The organism is Sphingorhabdus arenilitoris, assembly GCF_042651485.1.
Taxonomy (GTDB): Bacteria; Pseudomonadota; Alphaproteobacteria; order Sphingomonadales; family Sphingomonadaceae; genus Sphingorhabdus_B; species Sphingorhabdus_B arenilitoris.
Genome location: NZ_JBHSDH010000013.1, coordinates 877,457 through 895,912, shown reverse-complemented (window position 1 = coordinate 895,912; position 18,456 = coordinate 877,457). Strand labels below are relative to the sequence as shown.

Here is an 18,456-nt window from a genome sequence, read left to right as displayed (position 1 = left end):
CGAATATATTTCAGCGAAAATTACCCCGAAATGCCGCACCGGATGCAGCATCATCTGCATGATCATCCGTTATTGGCATTGGAGGCGCTGGCGTTGCTGGGTGAGATATTGCCGGATAAGTCGGTTGAATATAATCGCGGCGATTTACCCATTGGTATTGCACCTGAAGATGTTCCCGCCAATGGACTGTCAATCGGCGATACAATCCGCCGGGTCGACGAAAGCGGCAGCTGGGCTGTGCTGAAAAATATTGAGCAGGTTCCGGAATATCGCGCATTGTTGCTGGGCTTATTAGGTGAGTTGAAGCCGCATATAGAGGCAAAAACCGGAGAAATGCTGAGGCCTCAGGGTTTTATCTTCATATCTTCACCCGCTGCAGTCACGCCGTATCATTTTGACCCGGAGCATAATATCCTGCTGCAATTGCGCGGGTCCAAGGTGATGACACAATTTCCTGCGGGCGATCCCCGTTTTGCGCCCGATGAAACACATGAAGCCTATCATACTGGCGGGCCGCGCAATCTTATTTGGGACGATAGCATGGCAGAGGCGGGCACCGAATGGCCGCTATTCCCGGGCGACGCGCTATTCGTTCCCGTTATGGCGCCGCATTTTGTCAAAAATGGACCGGAGCCGTCAATTTCTCTCTCCATAACATGGCGATCGGACTGGAGCTTTGCGGAGGCCGATGCCCGGGCGTTGAACGCGATGATCCGGAAAATCGGGTTCAGCCCAAAAGCGCCGGGCCGTTATCCGGTAAGCAATAAAGGCAAAGCCTACACATGGCGCGCCCTGACCAAATTGAAGCTTGCCCGCTATGGGTAAACTGATCCAGACGCCGGTGCAGGCCGTTTAGAAAATTTTGCGGAAGCTGATTTCAAAATAGCGGCCATTCGGATCGAGTATGGCGGGCTGGTAACTTAGCGGAATCAATCCATTTTCGTCGCGCACGTCGACCACATCGTTCAAGATATTATCGATTCGAAATGCGATGCGGCTGCCCTTCAAGAATTTCAAATTCTTGGTTAAATTACCGCGCTCGTCAAGATTGACAAAAAAGCGCAGGTCGATCGACGCAAGGTCACTAAAGCGCAGATCGCTGCTGCCCCGCAGGCCCGTCCCATCCGCGCGGGTTGGCCCACGGTAATTTCCGCTGACCCGCATCCCGAGGCCCTTGTTAAACAGGCCGCCAGACAATTCCACCCGGTGCCGCGGCGTTCCCCCTAGGCTGCTGGTGGCTGATCCATTGAGCAAATCCAGCTTTGGGATGCCGGACGCGACCAAAATCTCATCCTCAAGCTGATAAGTGTGGAATAGCGACAATTGCCAGCGGCCGGGCCGTCTGCCGGGGCCAGCGCCGCGTCCGCCACTGGGCGGGCCGCCTGCCGCCCTAGGACGGTCGGATCCGGCATTTTGTGTCTGGCCGCCGCTGCCGCCCTGTCCATTTTGTGCGGGTGCCTCAGGGGCGCTATCACGATTGCCCGCACCGCCGCCCGGCGGTCCTCCCTCTGGCGCTCCACTGGGTCTTCCGCCGCCCGGTCCGCCGCCACGACGCTGTTCACCAATGGCACCCGAAAAGTTAAAGCCCCAACGGATGCTTTGCGCGTTTTCTTCGGCATAATTGACCGGACGCCGATCAACGCTAACCAGACGGCCATCGGTTCCGCGTACGACGCGGTCTGCAAATGCAGCCTCAATTTCTGGGGTCAACAGCGGAAATGCATTGCTGGTATTGCGGCTGCGGTTGCGGAAATATTCTGCCTGCAAATTTAACCCGTCCGTGGAAACACCTAATATCCGCTGCGGTTCCCAACTGAGTGAGAGTTTCAGGTCCCGGCGTTTTTCCGCAATTAGGGCAGGATTGCCGCCCGAAATGATATTTACCAACGTCGTTTCGCCGCGCGTGAAATCGAAGATGCTGACATTGGGTAATATCTGGACCGGGCTGCCCAATTGCGCAATATTCGGGGCATTTTCATCACCGATCAACGAAGCGGAAAAGGTCAGCGCCTTGGCTGGCGACCAACGGATGCCGGCGGTATATTCGGACAAGCGGCCAAAATCGGACAGGTCGCTAATCCCGTAATTGCCGTTCAGCGCAATCTCACCCAAAAATCCGAGCGCGCCGATGTCGCGTTCGACCAATGGCAGGTCGATGTTGACCGCGCCATTTATATTGTCGCGGCGCAGCGATGCATTGACCGCCGAAAGTGTGGTTTCAGACAAGCTGTCGAGCATTTGACGGGTAAAGCCAGTTTTGAAGGTCAGCTGCACCGGACCTGCGGGCAAGTCGAACAGCGCGCCGGTGAAACTGTTCAGCAGATTTATATTTTGACTCAGGCTATCGGCACGATCGGCGGGCAAAAAAGCGAGATCGTCGCCGAAGTCGGTAGCAAAAGGATTGACTGTGCCGGCCAGCAACCCGGCCTGAAGCGTGGTGAAGTCTGCATTGCGGATGGTCAATATGCTTTGATCGGCGCGCGAATAATCACCGCTTAACGCCCATCGCCACCCGGCCAAAAGGGAATTGAACGAAAAGCCGAAATTGGCGGTGTGCGTGACCGATTCCCGTTCCAATGGACGCGGGGAGTTAAAGGCCTGATTTATGATGAGATCAGCGCCGGTGGGAGAAAATGGGCTGCTGCCCGGCAAAATAAGGCTGGCCGAAGGAAGGCCGAGCAAACTGACGCTGCCATCCAGCCGGTAATTGGCGTTGAGCGAAAAATTCGTCTGCGGTGCAATCGCGCGGCTGTAAGAGCCATTAACGTCAAAACTCTCGCTGGCGGGAAGCAGCGAACGAAACTGATTTAGGTCACCGTCAAATTCGAAAATATTGGCATCACTATCTTCAACAATACCGCGTTCCGCTTCGGTCAATCCATCCTGGCGTTCAAATTCAGCATTCAGGTTGAACCGTGATGATTTGCCGATGGTGGTGAATGTGCTTTCAAACTCATTTTTGACATAACCGCCGCGCTGCGGACTGCCGCCTTCAATTTCACCGTTGAAGGAGGCAAAATTGTCTTTCAGTATGAAGTTTATGACCCGTTGATCGGGGCGATAACCATATTGCAGCGACAATTCTTCCGGAAAAATCTGGACCTGCCTTATGGCTTCTGGCGGGATGTCACGCAATTCTCGAAAACCCGATACACGTTGACCGTTGATAAGGACGACTGGTTCGCCCGATCCGCGTCCCCGGCCAGAGCTGGTTTGGGGGGCAATGGCGGCGAGTAGATCGGTGATTGATGAAGCGCCCACCGCAGCAATATCGCCTTCATTCAATTGTTCCAATGGCGCGATATCGGTTTCAACCGCGCCGCGAAGCCGCTGCGCAGTCACAACAATCTCGCTTTCGCCATCATCAGCTATTTCAATATTGCCCTGACCTTGGGCATAAACAATGGGCGCCGTGCAAATTGACGTCAGGCTTGCAATAGCGATGAAACGCGCATAGCTGCCAGCGCGGCGAGAGGGAGGGGAGGGTATCATTGTCACCTACTATGTTATAATTTTATGTAAGACTATGCTGTGAATGTGCTTTTGCAATGTCGGCCCTGTATCAAATTGTCGCAACCGGACAATTACCGACATAACCCCTAACAGCCGCAAAGGTTGCACGGTTGTGCAAAAGCTTCCCTTTTCAAAAAATAGCGGCTAAGGGCCGTGTCCAACAGTTATTATTTAAGAATCAGGGGCCGAATGGCAAAAGAAGAACTCCTCGAAATGCGCGGTACAATTCGTGAATTGTTGCCCAATGCGATGTTTCGTGTCGAATTGGAAAATGGTCATGAAGTTTTGGGCCATACCGCTGGAAAGATGCGCAAAAATCGCATCCGCGTGCTGGTCGGCGATGAGGTGCTGGTGGAGCTGACCCCTTATGATCTGACCAAAGGCCGGATCACATATCGTTTCAAATAAGGCCCGCCCCTATATGGGTGACGCAGTGACATTATTATTGGCATCATCCAGTCCCCGGCGGCGCGACCTTTTGGCGCGTATTGGCGTGGTGCCGGACATTACCCATTCGCCCGACATTGACGAAAGCCCGATGAAGGGCGAGCTTCCCCGGGTTTATGCGCTACGCATGGCGCACGAAAAAGCTGCCGCGGTGCCGCATAGTCCTGGGCAGGTTATTCTGGCCGGTGATACCACTGTCGCCGTTGGCCGCCGCATTTTGCAGCAAGCGGCAGATAAGGAAATGCAGCGCGAATTCCTGAATCTGCTCAGCGGCCGCCGCCATCATGTGCTGAGCGCCGTTTGCGTCATTGATGCGGACGGCAAAGCGCGCAGCCGGATCAGCGATAGTATCGTCCGTTTCAAACAGCTGAGCGATGCGGAAATTGACGCTTACATCGCCAGCGGCGAAGGTCTGGGCAAGGCGGGCGGCTATGCGATACAGGGCAGGGCAGAGGCGCTCGTTAACTGGATGTCTGGCAGCCATAGCGGAGTGATCGGTCTACCTCTATATGAGACACGCAGCTTACTGAGCGCCGCTGGCTATCCTGTTGATTGAACGCTGACCATGGCTATTTGGCTTTATGAGGACGGTATTGGCGAAGAGCGGGCGTTGCTGACGGACAAAGGCCGGATATCAGAAGCCCGGATAGCCCGGCATGGCGAGGTAAAGGCAGGGCTGGTCGCATCAGCGACGTTGGTCAAGCAATTGATACCGAATAAACGCGCCATCGGACAATTGGCTGGCGGCCAAGAGATAATGATCGCCCCTTTACCACAAGGAGTGAGCGAGGGGGGCTCAATGACGGTCGAGATACGCCGCGCGGCGATATCCGAGGCCAATCGTTTTAAGCTTCCTCTTGCCCGGCCCGCGCCAGACCGCAAAGAAGCCGCCGCACCGACATTATTGCAGCAGATAACTGCGCAAGGGATCGAACTGCGTGTTTGCCGCGCCCATGAAGAGGATCATTTTGCGCAGGCCGGTTGGTATGAGGTTATCGAAGAAGCGCAGATCGGAATAGTTGCGTTTGACGGCGGCACATTGCAATTGTCGGTTACTCCAGCGATGACATTAATCGACGTGGATGGCGAATTGCCGCCCTTTCCATTGGCATTGGCGGCGGCGGCGGCATCGGCGGATGCAGTGCGCCGATTTGACTTGCAAGGATCGGTTGGGATCGATTTTCCCGGGGTTCAGTCCAAGGCGGAACGACAATCGATAGCAGAAGCGTTTGACGCGGCGATGTGCGGCGATTTTGAACGAACGGGCGTCAATGGTTTCGGCTTTCTGCAAATGGTGAAGCGCCGCATAGGGCCATCGCTATTGGAAATCCTGCAACATCGGCGCGTTATGGGCCATGCGCTCGATTTGCTGCGGCGGGCCGAAAGGAGCAGGGGCAGCGGAGAGATGGAACTAACATGCCACCCGGCGCTCATGCGGATATTCGAAACACATGATGATTGGATCGCGCAATTGGAGCGCCGCAGCGGTAGGGCCGTAACCTTGCGCAGCGACCCCAAATTGGCCATAGGAAGCGGCTATGCCGAATAAGTCCCTTGCCAAATGCCCCGTGTGTAAAAAGCCTGCTTCTGCAGAATCAAAACCCTTTTGCGGGCAGGGGTGTAAGGACCGTGATCTGCTGCAATGGCTGGGTGAAGGATACCGCGTGCCGGGTCCACCAGCCGATTATGCAGATAGTCTGGGTTTAGACGAAAAAGACTGATATTTGCGCTTGCCAAGGGGCGCTTTGGCTCTCTATAGGCATCGCTTCCGAAGAACGATATTGTCGTTTTTCTCATTGGTGGCCCGAGTAGCTCAGGGGTAGAGCAGCGGATTGAAAATCCGCGTGTCGGTGGTTCAAATCCGCCCTCGGGCACCATTTTCCTAAATCGTTAGAGATGTTGACTGTGAGCGATCGAGACAGATGATAGCGCGCACCGCTTGCGCTTACAAATAACCATCGTAACCCAGATTTAGGGCGAAGGTGATAGGCGCTCGCACCGTTCATCGGTGCCCATCGCTCGGCCGCAGTTTCAGAACCGATATAGCATCCAATTTTCGAATAAAGAAAAAGGCCGGATCCCGCGATGGAAACCGGCCTTTTTTATATTGGCTAAGGGCGTGACCTTAGAATTTATATTTTGCCGATACTCCGTAAGTGCGCGGCTGGCTCGGGTAGCCAGAGAAGCTACCAGCTTGGCCAACCGATGGGAATGCGGTGGTGATATATTCAGCGCCCGTCAAATTCCGGCCCCAGACGCTGACTTGTAAACCATTGTCGAGGAACAGCGTGGTTGATGCGCTAAGCGCATTAACCGAGCGGGAGAAATTGGCCTTTGCAAAAGCATCTGCCGCTGGATTGTTCACATTATCATCGAACAGGAACACTTTTGATTCATAGTAATAATCAGCATGCAGATTGAGTTTATTGTCGCCGCCGATTGGAATATCATAATCGACACCCAGCGATGTTGACAGCGCTGGGATACCCGATGGCCGTGTGCCCGTCAGATCGCCCGTTGTCGAATTGGGGTAGCTGTCATATTTGGGGTTCAGATATACCATCGCGGCCGAAAATGTTAAATTGTCGGTTGGTGATACGGTGCCGTCAAATTCGATACCATCGGTGCTTTGCTCACCCGCATTGGCCAGCGCAAAGCCGGTGCCGGTGAAGATATTGGTTTGGAAGCCCTTAATCGACTGTTTGAATAAGGTCAGGTTGAACGCAGCAACATCCCACGCACCTTTAATACCAATTTCAAATACTTCCGCATTTTCCGGACCCGCAAAACGTGTGCCGAAACTTTGGTTAGGCTGCAACAGTCCAGCCGATCCTAGTGCAGCAGCGTCAGATAAGAATGGACGGCTGTCCCGCGACAGGTTGACTGAGCTTGCCTTAAAACCAGTTGCATAGCTGGCATATAGATTCAGGCTGTCGGTCGCTTCAAATGCGAGGCGGGCCGAATAAGTGAATTTGCCATCCCGTGTTTCGCCATCTTCGACTGAGTTGGGGAAGTTGACCAGCCGCGGCTGGAATTGGAACGCGCGTAGTCCGGCTAGCGGGTTGGCATTTGCAATACCAATGCTGGACAATGGTGTAACTCCATCTGGCAAGGTCGTTGTTGTCGGATTGGCGCCCAAGAATGTTGCGAGACCAAACGGTGCGCCGCCACCAATTAGCAAGTTGCGGCGGAATGTCGCATATTGCGGAGCATTGAAATCGATAGCAGAAAAGGCATCGGTTGCCGTCACATTGCTGGAGAAATCCTTGCTATCCTTCGTATAGTTAAACCCGCCAGTTAGCGTCAGACGGTCGGTAATATCAAAATCGACGGTGCCGAAAATCGAATAGGCTTGGTTATCCAATGTGTATATTTCACTCGGATAGCCGGTGCCAGCGGCGAAAAACTGACCTGCATAGGCCGTTGGCGACGAAACTAGGCCCGCGGCAAAGTCACTCGCTCCGAATGCGCCCTCCAAAATGCTGAAATTCAACGCGCCGCCGGTTGCCGCGCCTAAAAGCGCATTGCCGAAAGCCCGGAAATCTTCACCATATTCGATGTCATTATTAACGTCGATTTTCTCGTTGAAATAATATCCGCCGAGCAAGAAGTTAAAGGGACCGTCAAAGTCTGACGATACGCGAAATTCTTGTGTAAAGGTGCGGATTTGCGTGTCGTTGATATTCCGTTGGAGCAAATCAGCAGCCGTGAAGTCGGAATCCTGGTTGCTAAAGCTGTCGACACCGCGATAGGCGGTGATAGACGTTAAGCTGAGTGCGCCGGCTTCATAATCAATCTGCGCAGAACCACCATAATTCTTAATCCGGTTTTCGGAAGGCAGGTTGGTGTATACATTGTAAGAAAACGGATTTTCCGCATCCAGCCCAATACCGCCGGCCAGTGCGTTTACGATCGCTCCTGTCGGGCCGTTGAACAAGTTGGCGGCAACGCAGCAATCTTCGTTGATATTGTCATAATCGCCAATCAAACGTATTTTGAAAACATCCGATGGTTCGATCAGCAATTGGCCACGGAAACCATAACGGTTGCGCTCATTCACCTTTGTGCCCAAGTTCAGGTCATTGGCATAACCGTCGCGCTTGTTATAATTGGCAGCAAGGCTGAAGGCGATATTGTCGGCAATAGGTCCGGTAATATCTGCTTTGCCGATAATCGCGTTGAAATTGCCGTAGCTCGCCTCAACCGAACCGCCAAACACATATTGTGGTTCGCGGGTAACGATCGAGATAACACCAGCGGAGGCGTTCTTGCCGAACAATGTCGACTGCGGACCACGCAATACTTCGACCCGTTGCAGGTTGGGCAGATCGCCAATTTGCGCAGCTGAACGTGAACGGTAAACGCCGTCGATGAACACGCCAACCGACGGTTCAATACCAGCATTGTTGGCACCGTTACCAAAACCGCGAATAATAAAGTTAGTGTTGGCCGAGCTTTGCAGCTGTCCGACGCGCAATGTCGGCGCAATCGTCTGCAAGTCGGCGAGGTCGCGTACTTGTGCTTTTTCAATGCTCTCCGCACTGGTCACGGTAACTGCAACCGGAATTTCCTGCAGCGTTTGTTCCCGCTTGGTCGCAGTCACAACGATGTCATTTTCGCCAAATCCGCTATTATCATCCGCCTGATCTTCTGCATTTTCGTCGGCAGGGGCGTTATTTTGCGCATAGGCAATATTGCCCGCGCCTAAGGCGGCGATGCTGATGGTGGAGAGCATTGCGCCCTTCAATACTCGATGTGCGATTTTCATATATTCTTCTCCTGCGAAACATTCCGTTATTATTGCGCCATTTTTTTGGCTTTTCATGGGGGGAATCTTTTGCCTCTCCAAGCAATGTTATACCCTTAATCGGGCGTTCCATCGCCTTAGCTATAGCTGCATTGCCGTGCAAACATATAGTCAGCTTATCATGCAAAAAGACGTATATGTTACATATTTGTCACGCCTGAAAAAAGCGGCTATAAAGGCGGAGCTTTGGCACCATACAGCAATGATATGCTCTCCAAATCAATCGCTTGCCGGGCCGGACGTTCCGCCATGACGGCGAACATTTCATCGCCGCGGTCGGTTCGTTCGACATTCATAGATGCAAAAATTGCCATGATCAAACCGGAAAAAGCGTATAGGCGGTAATCCTGCCACCCCCGTTCCCGGTCGGCGGCTATGCCCCGTTCGAGCAGCTGTGCGAGGTAATGATCGAATAATGCAGCTTCTTCGGCGCGGCGGATTTCGGGGTCGGCAATGGAAGTTCCGATAAAATAAGCAAGATCGGTAAACGGGCAACCGGCGCTTACAGTTTGCCAATCAACGACTGTCACATTTCCATTGTTTGCAAACAGCAGATTATCGAGCCGAAAGTCCCCATGAACAACGCTTTGCGCCGATGGCTCCTTGTCAAGATAAATGCCGATATGAGCCGATAGCTGTTGCCCTATATCCAAAATCCGTTCATCGAGCCGCCCGACATAACGGTCCCGAAATCCGGTATAAAGCGCGGGCAGCATCGTGCGCACAAGTTCCTTATTCGCGGTGCCATATTGCAACCAATGATAGGCGGATAATGACGGACTGTTCCAATGTGCGGCATGCAAATTTGCAAGCTGCGTTATCGCGGCCGACAGCTGCGCATGGTCCGCGCCGCCCAGTTGGTCACCCTGCTGCGCCGGGCTGCAATCCTGTAACAGCAGCGCGAAATCAACGCCATTATCGTCCAATTCAGCATGATAACAGCCGGGACATTGCACCGGCGTCTGGCGGGCCAGGTCGCGATACCAACTGATCTCCAATTCATAATTACGGACCAATTTGGCGATATGCCTGCTGGCGTCGTCCATGGCGGGGCATTTGGCAATGATGGTTGACGGCAGGCCCACCTCCGGCACGGCCTCATCCCAATTCAGCGTCAGCCGAAAACTATCGCACATTTGCCCTGTACCAATGGCGGCATAATGGAAATTCTCCAGACTGTCGGCTGGTGCATTCAACTTATCGGCGATCCATGCCGCATCCATTTGATCGGGGTGTAGCGGGATCATGGTGCACCGCCGATCATGGGACGCAGTGGGAGGGGACTATGCCGTACCCGATCGATACACCGGCTACGAGCGCTATTTGCCATGCCCATTTGCGGGAGAACTTCCATTGCTCGCGCAAAAAATATGGAACCATTAGTGACATATCCATCGCGAAAATCAGTCTCGTAAAAATTCCTATCGGTCCCGGCGAATGCGATCGGTTCGGGGCTTGGATGGATGGAGTAATCATCCTTCTTGGTAATCATATCCCGCTCTCCTCGATAGAAGAGATTAACGAGGTTTTTCTGTGGTGCAAGCCTGTGTCTCACCCGCCGACAGTCTCCATTCCATGAATATTAATCGTTTGATTAAAGTGGTTTGACGCGAGTTTCCATTACGGATTCTAACTTTTCCATGTTATTGTCTGATCATGGAGTCGAGAGTGAGGAGAGTGACAATGCGTAAATTTGCTTTTCATATAATGGGTGCTGCATCATTGGGTCTATGCTTGGCGGCCCTGGTACCGGCGAGCCCTGCCGTGGCGCAAGATAGTCAGGAAGACGAAGCTGCAGAGAATAACATCATCGTTACCGGCACGAGAGTGCGTCAGGGCGGCGCGCAGGATATAAAGCATTTTCGCTCCCTGGCGCTGAGTGCGCAAACTTTGCCGCGGCCGGAGTCGCTCACCTTGGAAGGGCTATTGGGCGAGCATGATCTGGACTTGCCCGCTGACCGGCAATGTGCACAGCTATTTTGCCTTTCCGGGCATGCCATGACCGCCAATTTGCCAACGCGTCCTGATGACAAATTGTTCGTTGGCCTTGGCTTTGCCACCAATATTGATGCTGACAGCTGGCGCCGGGAACCGATTAGTCTGATGGCTGTCGTGGACCGGTCGGGATCGATGAGCGGGCAGCCGATTGAAACGGTGAAAGCCGCACTGAAGCAAATTGTTGAAGAGCTGGGCGATGACGACCGGATGGGCATTGCGATTTACGGCACCCAATCGCTCGTCCACCAACAACCGATAGCAGTGAAGGGGAATAAAGCACAGCTACTGGCCGCGATCGACGCCATAGATATTAACGGTTCGACCAATATGGAGGCCGGTCTGAAAATTGGTTATGATGCAGCATTTCGGGAAGCGGCGCAGTTTGCTGGCAAAACGCGGATGATGCTATTCACCGATGAACAGCCCAATACCGGCAATACCGACAGCGGCAGTTTCATGGGTTTGGCGCGGGACGCCTCGCTGCGGGGCATCGGCCTGACGACTATTGGTGTTGGTGTTCAATATGATGGCGCACTGGCGACCAAGATTTCTAGCGTACGGGGCGGCAATGTCTTTTTCCTGACAGGGCAGGATGATGCGAGGCAGGTGATAACCAAAGAATTCCGGAATATGGTGAGCGAAGTTGCGCATGACATAATTATCACCATGACCCCGCGCGGCGGCTACAGCGTATCGGGCGTGTTTGGTGTGCCGGACGGGTTAATGCAATCTGGTAAAGATGGGTCGGTCAGCATCACGGTTCCAACGGCCTTTTTGTCGTCCAATGGCGGTGGCATTTTTGCGTCATTGGGCAAGAATGACAAAAGCAAATATCTGCCCTCGGCACGAATTGATGACGGGTTGCCGCTAATGACAGTGGCGCTCAGTTATGTGAGCGCGGTTGATGGAAAACAAGGCAATGATGAGATTGCAATCACGGCACCTGATGCGAAGCCTGCCGAAAAATTGCGGCTCGCGCATATGCTGGTCGATCAATATTTTGTGTTTGATGGCGCGACCCGCGCCTATCATCAAAATGGCGATGCAAAAACGGCTTACCGTCTGCTCGACGGGTTGAAAGGGCGCGTGAATAGTTCTGATTTGTCCGGCTTGGACGATGAAAAGAAATTGATCGAAACTATGCACGGAAAGGCTGCATTATTTGCAGGCTATGCCGGAGAACAGCCAAAGGAGCTGCGCCCGCTTGCGGTGATCGGCAAATGGCAGGTGGTCAGCCATAATGGCGTAAAAGACCTTCGCCGCGGCGATGTTGTCGAATTCACCGATGACGAAGAGTTTGTCACTTACTTTAAGACACCATATCGCGGCGAAAATGAGATGTGGCAAAGTTTCCAAATTAACGAAAAGCAGATTTCTGTTCCCGACGGCGACTTGTTGGTCGATTACCGAGTGACCGGCAATGTCCTGCGGATGGAGTCGCCCGACGGATTTGTCAAAATCATCCTGCGCCGGGCGGGAGATGCCGATACGGAGATTTGAGAATTCGGAGAAATGGTGCCGGCTGCAGGATTCGAACCCGCGGCCCTCTGATTACAAATCAGATGCTCTACCAACTGAGCTAAGCCGGCGCTGTTTTCTGGTTCTTTGTTCAAACCTGACGCGCCCATAGCCTCAAATGACCCCAAAGGTCCAGCCCTCAGTTGCGGCTATATGCATATTTAGTTTTTCTGGATGCCAAAATGCCTCATTTCCGGCATTTTTGCGGAGCCATGCTGCGGTAATCATCGCATCGGTGCTATGGTCATCATAGCGGGAAAGCGCCACGGGGGCAGGGGAATCGAGCGCCGCCAAAGCCGAAAGCAAAGTTGCCCGGTCGCGAATCTTGCTGCGTCCGGCGGGCATACCGGCGGCCCGTGCCGCCATTGTGGTGTAAATTTCGGCCAACATGGGACCGCGTTTCGGCACCGGGTCAAATGGCCAGATAGGAATATAGCGGCCAATTTGGTGCAGCATCCGCATTCCGGTCAGTGAGCTTTTGCCGACTTGTCCGGCACCGACCAGATTGAAGCAGCTCCAGCTATTGGCTTGCCGGGTTGCGCGTTGATGCGCCTCGACCAGGCGAAGCCGTCCGGTTCCGCCGATGAACAAATCGCCGACATGATCCTTGCTATGGCGGAAATGCCGCTGGCCTTCCGGATGCGACAAGAAACTGCCAGCGGTTAGATGCGGATCGGCCGCGCATATCCGGTCGATAAATGCCCATAATGATTTCGCGTCGGCCGGACTGTCATCCCACTCTGGGAAAAAACATCCTTCATCCGCGAAGGGGAAGCCAAAGGACAGGTCCAAGCCCACCAAAATATCCGCGTCATCCCCTGCCAGTTGCAACAGCCATTCCCCCACATCGGCGCGCGACCAGCGGGGTTGAGGTGATAAAAGGGCGGGCGGACCATCTGGGCCTATATGCGCAACGGCAATGCCCGGTGGACGCTCTGCCGCAGCGCCGGACCAATCAACACAGGCAAAGTTGGAAAAGCGGCGCATGGGCTGTTATTGGCCATTTCTATCAATATTAAAAAGCGGAAAAAGAAAAAGGGCGGTAAACCGAGAGGCCCCGCCCTTTTCCGTTCAAATTTATGTCTGCTTATTTTTTAGCAGGTGCCGTGCTTGCCACTGGTTTTTTGGCCACTGGCTTTTTGACTACTGGTTTTGCGGCTGGTGAGGCCGCTGATTTTCCAGATTGGACATCATTCAAAACCTTCGCCGCTGCATCGCGTCCGCCAAGGCCAAAGGCCAAAGCGAAAGCAACCGCGCTGCCGATCATCAACGCGCCAAAGGCATATTCAACGATCGGGCTGCCAATACCCATTTGTTGCAAGCCGATGAAGATAAACAGGCCGACCGTCACATAATAGACGACTTTCTGCGCAATGCCTTCACCCGACGCGGCGCTGATCAAATTGCTTAAGATGCGGGCGATGACTACGCCAAAAGCGATGAGTACTGCACCAAAGACCACGCTACCTGCTTTTTCCAATACGGTTTCAAGCATGCCGGTCAACTGCGGGAAGCCCAGCATATTGGTAGCCGCAATCGCAAAGAAGATCATGATCGCAATCGAAGTGATGGCCGCGATCAAACCCGATGCGCTGCGGCCTTCCGGCAATACGCCCAATTCGGCAATCGCACGGTCCGCACCCAAACCTGGCAATACCTCTTGCAACAGGCCCGATACCCAGCGGGCGATGACAAAGCCAAGGCCCAGGATCAACGAAGCGCCGATAATGAGCGGCACTGCGCCCAACACCATCGCGAGCATGGATTTAGCAGGGTCGGTAATTGCCGGAATTTTAAGCACATCGAGCGCGGCAATAGCGACCGGTATAATAATCAGGACAAAGACGATGGTAGCCAAAGTCTTGCTGATCGTTGCATTGCCGGTCACTTTATCGGCGCCGCCCAAATTGGCCCATTTGTCAAAATCAATTGTCGACAGTGATGTTTCCACCAACTCCCGCACGATTTTGGCAACCATGGTGCCGACAAAGAATATTACTGCCGCGCCCAAGAAATTGGGGACATAGCCGATGACATTGTCGAGCAAGCCCTGAATAGGTTCAATCGCGCTGGTAAAGCCCAGCCGCTGCAATATCATGATAAGACCAATCAGCCAGACCAACAAAGACACGATTTTGCCCAAAGACATACCAATGCTTTCACCATCGCCGCCCGCACGCTGTAACAGCGGCACCGCATCGACCAATTTGGCGAAAGACCATTTCGCGGCTTTGGCAAGCACCCATGTCAGCACCAATATAACCGCCACGATTGCGAGTTTTTCCGCCCAGACCATTGCTAGTTGTTGGTCAAAGGCATAGCCCATAAATTCCATATTGAAGTCCCCTTTTGCAAAGCCCCTGCGGCTTTGTTCTCCTGTGTGAGAGCATTAACACAATATGAACGATTTGACCAGCGAGGCATCCCAATAAGATGCAAAAACTTGTCACCTAATTTTCAACACCGCCCGTCCAACAACTTCCTTCCGTTCAAGCGTACGCAATGCTTCGGTCAAATCATCCAGCGAAAACCGGTGCGAAATATGCGGACGCATAACGCCGTTACGGGCAAGCTGTGCCAGCGCTGATCTCGTTCGCTGGCCCAGGTCGGGGTCGCGCCTGCTGCTTTCACCGGCGCGCATTCCGATCAAGCTATATTCCTTGATCAAGGCGTGATTTGCGGGAAAGTTGGGGACCACTCCGCTGGCAAATCCGACGATCAAATAACGCCCACCGACGGCAATGGCACGGGTCGCAGTAATAGCAAGGTCGCCGCCTACTGGATCGAAAATCACCGCTGCGCCTTTGCCGGCGGTCAGTGCCTTCACCTGTTTGGCAAGATCGGGATCGGCGGGATCAAGCGCATGGTCCGCGCCTGCCGCCAATACGGCATCGCGTTTTTCCGGCGTAGACGCCACTGCGATCACGGCCGCGCCCATATGTTTGGCCAGCTTAACCGCCGCCATACCAACACCGCCTGATGCGCCCAGCACCAGCAGGCTTTCCCCAGCCTGTATATCGGCACGGTCATGCAATCCGTGCCAAGCGGTGATCGCGGCGCTATACCAACAGGCTCCCTCTTCAAAGGACAGCGCGCTGGGCAGGGGGGTCAGAGCGGCGGCGGGCACAGCAATTTGTTCGGCAAAGCACCCGCCCTTATGTCCGCCCATCACTCGGTCGCCCAGGGCGAAATCAGTGACCCCCTCGGCCAATTCAATGACTTCGCCGGCAAATTCACTGCCGGGAACGAAGGGCGGGTCGGGGCGGAATTGATATTCGCCCTTTGTCATCAACAGGTCGGGAAAGCTTATCCCAGCGGCACGCACGGCTACGCGCGCTTGCCCTGGTGCCAGCGGTGTAACCGTCTGAGGCCTTATTTCGATGGCATCCGGCCCGGTTAAAGCGGTGCAGACGGCGGCGCGGTAAGTGCCCGTCATTGCACAGCCGCCACTATATCGCGGGTGAAGGCTTCGATATCAAAGTGGCTGCCCTCGCTGTCATATCCGCGCCGGACAATAACCATATTCAGCGACGGAATAATCACCAGATACTGCCCGCGATTGCCAAATGCGGCAAATGTGTCCGCAGGAATGCCGTCCGATTTATTCATCAACCAGAATTGCGCACCATAACCGAATTTTCCATCCGGCTGCGGGCCTGATGGTTTGCTGACATAATCGCGCCAATTTTCCGGCAGCAAGCGTTCCGGTCTCTCACCATAAGGCCACCGACCATCATTCAGATAAAGTTGCCCCAGCCGCGCCAGATCGCGGGGCGTGGTCCATACCTGACTGGACAGAATATATCGATATCTCCAGTCGCGCTCTGCCACTGTCCGCGTCATGCCAATTTTTCTGAAAAGCTCGCTCAGGCTGAGAAACGGTTTTTTCTGCCGTGAAATATTCTCTGATTTCAGCACTGCAAGCAGCGTATCGTTATTGGCATAGCGAAACACCGTTCCGGGTTTGTGTACAACCGGCCAGATGGTCGCATATTCCTCAACAGCGCCGCCACCCATGTATATCGCATCGGTGCGGTTGCCAGGGCTGTCAGAAACAAACCCGCTGCTCATGCGCAGCATATGATCAATACTAACGCTATTTCGCGGGTCTCTCAAAATGTGTGATGAATACAGATTGAGGGCATCACCTGACGCATGTTTCATATATCCCACATAAGTGGCAGCAATGGATTTCGCAACAGACCAGGTGCGCTGGCTCGTGTGCATATCATGGCCAAGCGCATATTTTTCATAGTAGATATTGCCGCCTTTGGTAATCAAAATCGCGCTGGTTTTGCCGTTGCCAAATTCGGGATTATCAAAGCCGCTGTCCGCGACCTTAGCGATTTTCTGAAAAGTAGGCTCGGCAGTAAACGGGTTTGTTTTATCTCCCATTGGCCAATACGCATTGTCGAGATGTCCCGGCGGATAGGCAGACTGTACATTCGGTGTAGGCAAGTTATTGAAGCCCTCTTCTGTCTTTAGCTGCCAACCAATGGGAAGCGATACGCATCCGTCGTCATGGCTTTGAAATTTGGCAATTCGCGGTGGGGTATTCTCTGAAAAGGCAACGGTGACCATTTTTCTCTCTTGGTCAATCTCCGCTTTTAATGTTGGCACAATATCGGCGATTTCGGGATAGATACCGGTCAGTTCATCGCGCTCAATCTGCTCAACCGTCTTGCCGCCGTTCCACAATCCGCTGCACAGAAACTGCGCTTTATAACCCGCCGCATAAGCGCGGTTCAGGGCTTGCTGCTCATCACTTTGTGCTTTCACGTAGGCAGGAAGAGCCAGCAATATCAATGCGACCAGTTTAATCCTTGCGTTCATTTCTCAACCTCTCCCAATGTTCCAACCGCGCTCTCAGCTTCACCTCAAACCCGCGTTCGACCGGCGCGTAAAATTCCTGCGGGCTCATTTCATCGGGCCAATAATTATCGCCCGAAAATCCTTCATCCCTATCATGGTCATAGGCATAGCCTTTGCCATAGCCTAGGTCTTTCATCAAATTGGTCGGCGCGTTCAATATATTGGCGGGCGGCATCAAGCTGCCCGTATCCATCGCCGATTTCCACGCTGACTTTTGTGCTTTATAGACCGCATTGGATTTGGGTGCGGTGGCGCAATAGATGCAGGCTTGCACAATGGCGAGCTCACCCTCGGGGCTGCCCAAAAACTGATAGGCTTCTTTGGCCGCGATACATTGGGCAAGCGCCTGCGGGTCGGCAAGGCCGATATCTTCGCTCGCAAAACGGGTGATGCGGCGCAGGACATAAAGCGGTTCTTCGCCCGCTACCAGCATGCGTGCCAGCCAATAGAGCGCGGCTTGCGGGTCGCTGCCGCGCATGGATTTATGCAGCGCGCTGATCAAGTTATAATGGCCATCCGCACCCTTGTCATAAACCGGCATCCGGCGGTGGAGCAGGGCAGCCATGGCGGCGGGGTCAAGCGGGCTACCCATAGCAATGGAAAAAAGCGTTTCTGCCTGATTCAGCAGGAAACGGCCATCACCATCGGCGCTGGCGATCAGTGCGCGGCGCGCGTCATCGGTAACGGGTAATGCTTTGCCTTCGGCTGCCTCTGCGCGGGTAAGCAGCGCATCGAGCGCAGGCCCATCCAACCGGTTGAGCACCAGCACCTGCGCCCGGCTGAGCAACGCGGCGTTGAGTTCAAAGGAGGGGTTTTCGGTGGTCGCTCCGACTAATGTGACGACCCCGCGTTCGACATAGGGGAGGAAGCCGTCCTGCTGCGCTTTGTTAAACCGGTGGATTTCGTCCACAAATAACAATGTCTTCTTGCCCATTGCGGAGACTTTTTCTGCCTCGGCAAAGGCTTTTTTCAGGTCCGCTACGCCGGAAAATACTGCGCTGACCGCCATATAATGCATGCCAACACTATCCGCTAAGAGTCTCGCGATGCTGGTCTTTCCTGTCCCGGGCGGCCCCCATAGGATCAGTGACGATAGCTTACCTGCCGCCACCATCCGGCCAATCGCGCCTTCGCGGCCCGTGATATGATCCTGCCCGATAATTTCGCTCAGGCTCGCTGGACGGATCCGGTCTGCGAGCGGCGCATCTGCAGGCGCTGTATCATGCGGGGCTTGCGGGGAATCATCGGCGAACAAATCGGTCATTGCGGGACAATAAGGGTATTTTGCCCGCCATGTCAGC

General features: G+C 53.9%; 14 protein-coding genes and 2 tRNA genes. 7 read left to right on the top strand and 9 right to left on the bottom strand.

Annotated elements, in window-relative coordinates; all coding sequences use genetic code 11:
- Positions 1-30 precede the first annotated feature (30 nt).
- Entirely contained in the window at positions 31-825 is a 795-nt protein-coding gene (locus ACFOWX_RS08415) for a transcriptional regulator (RefSeq protein WP_381424981.1), read from the top strand.
- A 27-nt stretch (positions 826-852) separates the two neighbouring features.
- Here the strand turns inward: ACFOWX_RS08415 and ACFOWX_RS08410 are convergent, their stop codons facing one another.
- Positions 853-3,492 carry a TonB-dependent receptor gene (locus tag ACFOWX_RS08410; RefSeq protein ID WP_381423122.1) on the bottom strand — a complete coding sequence of 880 codons (2,640 nt, stop codon included), beginning with the start codon at positions 3,490-3,492 and terminating at the stop codon, positions 853-855.
- 210 nt (positions 3,493-3,702) lie between these two features.
- Here ACFOWX_RS08410 and infA point away from each other — a divergent pair, with 210 nt between their 5' ends.
- The 5 genes from infA to ACFOWX_RS08385 all read left to right on the top strand — a co-directional run bounded on the left by infA (position 3,703) and on the right by ACFOWX_RS08385 (position 5,837).
- Positions 3,703-3,921: a translation initiation factor IF-1 gene (gene infA, locus ACFOWX_RS08405; RefSeq protein WP_381423120.1), complete on the top strand. Its 219-nt coding sequence runs from the start codon at positions 3,703-3,705 to the stop codon at positions 3,919-3,921.
- Positions 3,922-3,946: 25 nt separating this feature from the next.
- Positions 3,947-4,516, top strand: coding sequence for a Maf family protein (locus tag ACFOWX_RS08400; protein ID WP_381424979.1), 570 nt, complete (start codon positions 3,947-3,949; stop codon positions 4,514-4,516).
- Between the two features lie 9 nt (positions 4,517-4,525).
- Complete coding sequence (locus ACFOWX_RS08395; protein WP_381423119.1) at positions 4,526-5,509, top strand: ribonuclease; 984 nt, start codon at positions 4,526-4,528, stop codon at positions 5,507-5,509.
- On the top strand, positions 5,499-5,681 hold the full coding sequence (locus ACFOWX_RS08390; protein ID WP_381423117.1) for a DNA gyrase inhibitor YacG: 183 nt from the start codon (positions 5,499-5,501) through the stop codon (positions 5,679-5,681). The genes ACFOWX_RS08395 and ACFOWX_RS08390 overlap by 11 nt, the downstream gene beginning before the upstream one ends.
- Positions 5,682-5,762: 81 nt before the next feature.
- Positions 5,763-5,837 (top strand) — tRNA-Phe (locus ACFOWX_RS08385).
- Between the two features lie 248 nt (positions 5,838-6,085).
- Here the strand turns inward: ACFOWX_RS08385 and ACFOWX_RS08380 are convergent.
- Positions 6,086-8,728, bottom strand: coding sequence for a TonB-dependent receptor (locus ACFOWX_RS08380; RefSeq protein WP_381423115.1), 2,643 nt, complete (start codon positions 8,726-8,728; stop codon positions 6,086-6,088).
- A gap of 209 nt (positions 8,729-8,937) precedes the next feature.
- On the bottom strand, positions 8,938-10,014 hold the full coding sequence (locus ACFOWX_RS08375; RefSeq protein WP_381423113.1) for a phosphotransferase: 1,077 nt from the start codon (positions 10,012-10,014) through the stop codon (positions 8,938-8,940).
- Between the two features lie 436 nt (positions 10,015-10,450).
- Between ACFOWX_RS08375 and ACFOWX_RS08370 the strand changes: the two genes are divergently transcribed.
- The gene (locus tag ACFOWX_RS08370) at positions 10,451-12,265 is read left to right on the top strand and encodes a vWA domain-containing protein (protein WP_381423111.1); all 1,815 of its coding nucleotides are present in this window, start codon (positions 10,451-10,453) and stop codon (positions 12,263-12,265) included.
- A 13-nt stretch (positions 12,266-12,278) separates the two neighbouring features.
- Here ACFOWX_RS08370 and ACFOWX_RS08365 read toward each other — a convergent pair.
- The 6 genes from ACFOWX_RS08365 to ACFOWX_RS08340 all read right to left on the bottom strand — a co-directional run bounded on the left by ACFOWX_RS08365 (position 12,279) and on the right by ACFOWX_RS08340 (position 18,419).
- Positions 12,279-12,354 (bottom strand) — tRNA-Thr (locus ACFOWX_RS08365).
- 43 nt (positions 12,355-12,397) lie between these two features.
- Positions 12,398-13,270, bottom strand: coding sequence for a hypothetical protein (locus ACFOWX_RS08360; protein WP_381423109.1), 873 nt, complete (start codon positions 13,268-13,270; stop codon positions 12,398-12,400).
- A 100-nt stretch (positions 13,271-13,370) separates the two neighbouring features.
- A complete protein-coding gene (locus tag ACFOWX_RS08355; protein ID WP_381423108.1) occupies positions 13,371-14,618 on the bottom strand; it encodes a mechanosensitive ion channel in 1,248 nt (415 codons plus the stop codon).
- 111 nt (positions 14,619-14,729) lie between these two features.
- A complete protein-coding gene (locus ACFOWX_RS08350; RefSeq protein ID WP_381423107.1) occupies positions 14,730-15,719 on the bottom strand; it encodes an NADPH:quinone oxidoreductase family protein in 990 nt (329 codons plus the stop codon).
- The gene (locus ACFOWX_RS08345) at positions 15,716-17,116 is read right to left on the bottom strand and encodes a serine hydrolase domain-containing protein (RefSeq protein WP_381423106.1); all 1,401 of its coding nucleotides are present in this window, start codon (positions 17,114-17,116) and stop codon (positions 15,716-15,718) included. The genes ACFOWX_RS08350 and ACFOWX_RS08345 overlap by 4 nt, the downstream gene beginning before the upstream one ends.
- Positions 17,100-18,419, bottom strand: coding sequence for a replication-associated recombination protein A (locus ACFOWX_RS08340; protein ID WP_381423104.1), 1,320 nt, complete (start codon positions 18,417-18,419; stop codon positions 17,100-17,102). The genes ACFOWX_RS08345 and ACFOWX_RS08340 overlap by 17 nt, the downstream gene beginning before the upstream one ends.
- Positions 18,420-18,456 lie beyond the last annotated feature (37 nt).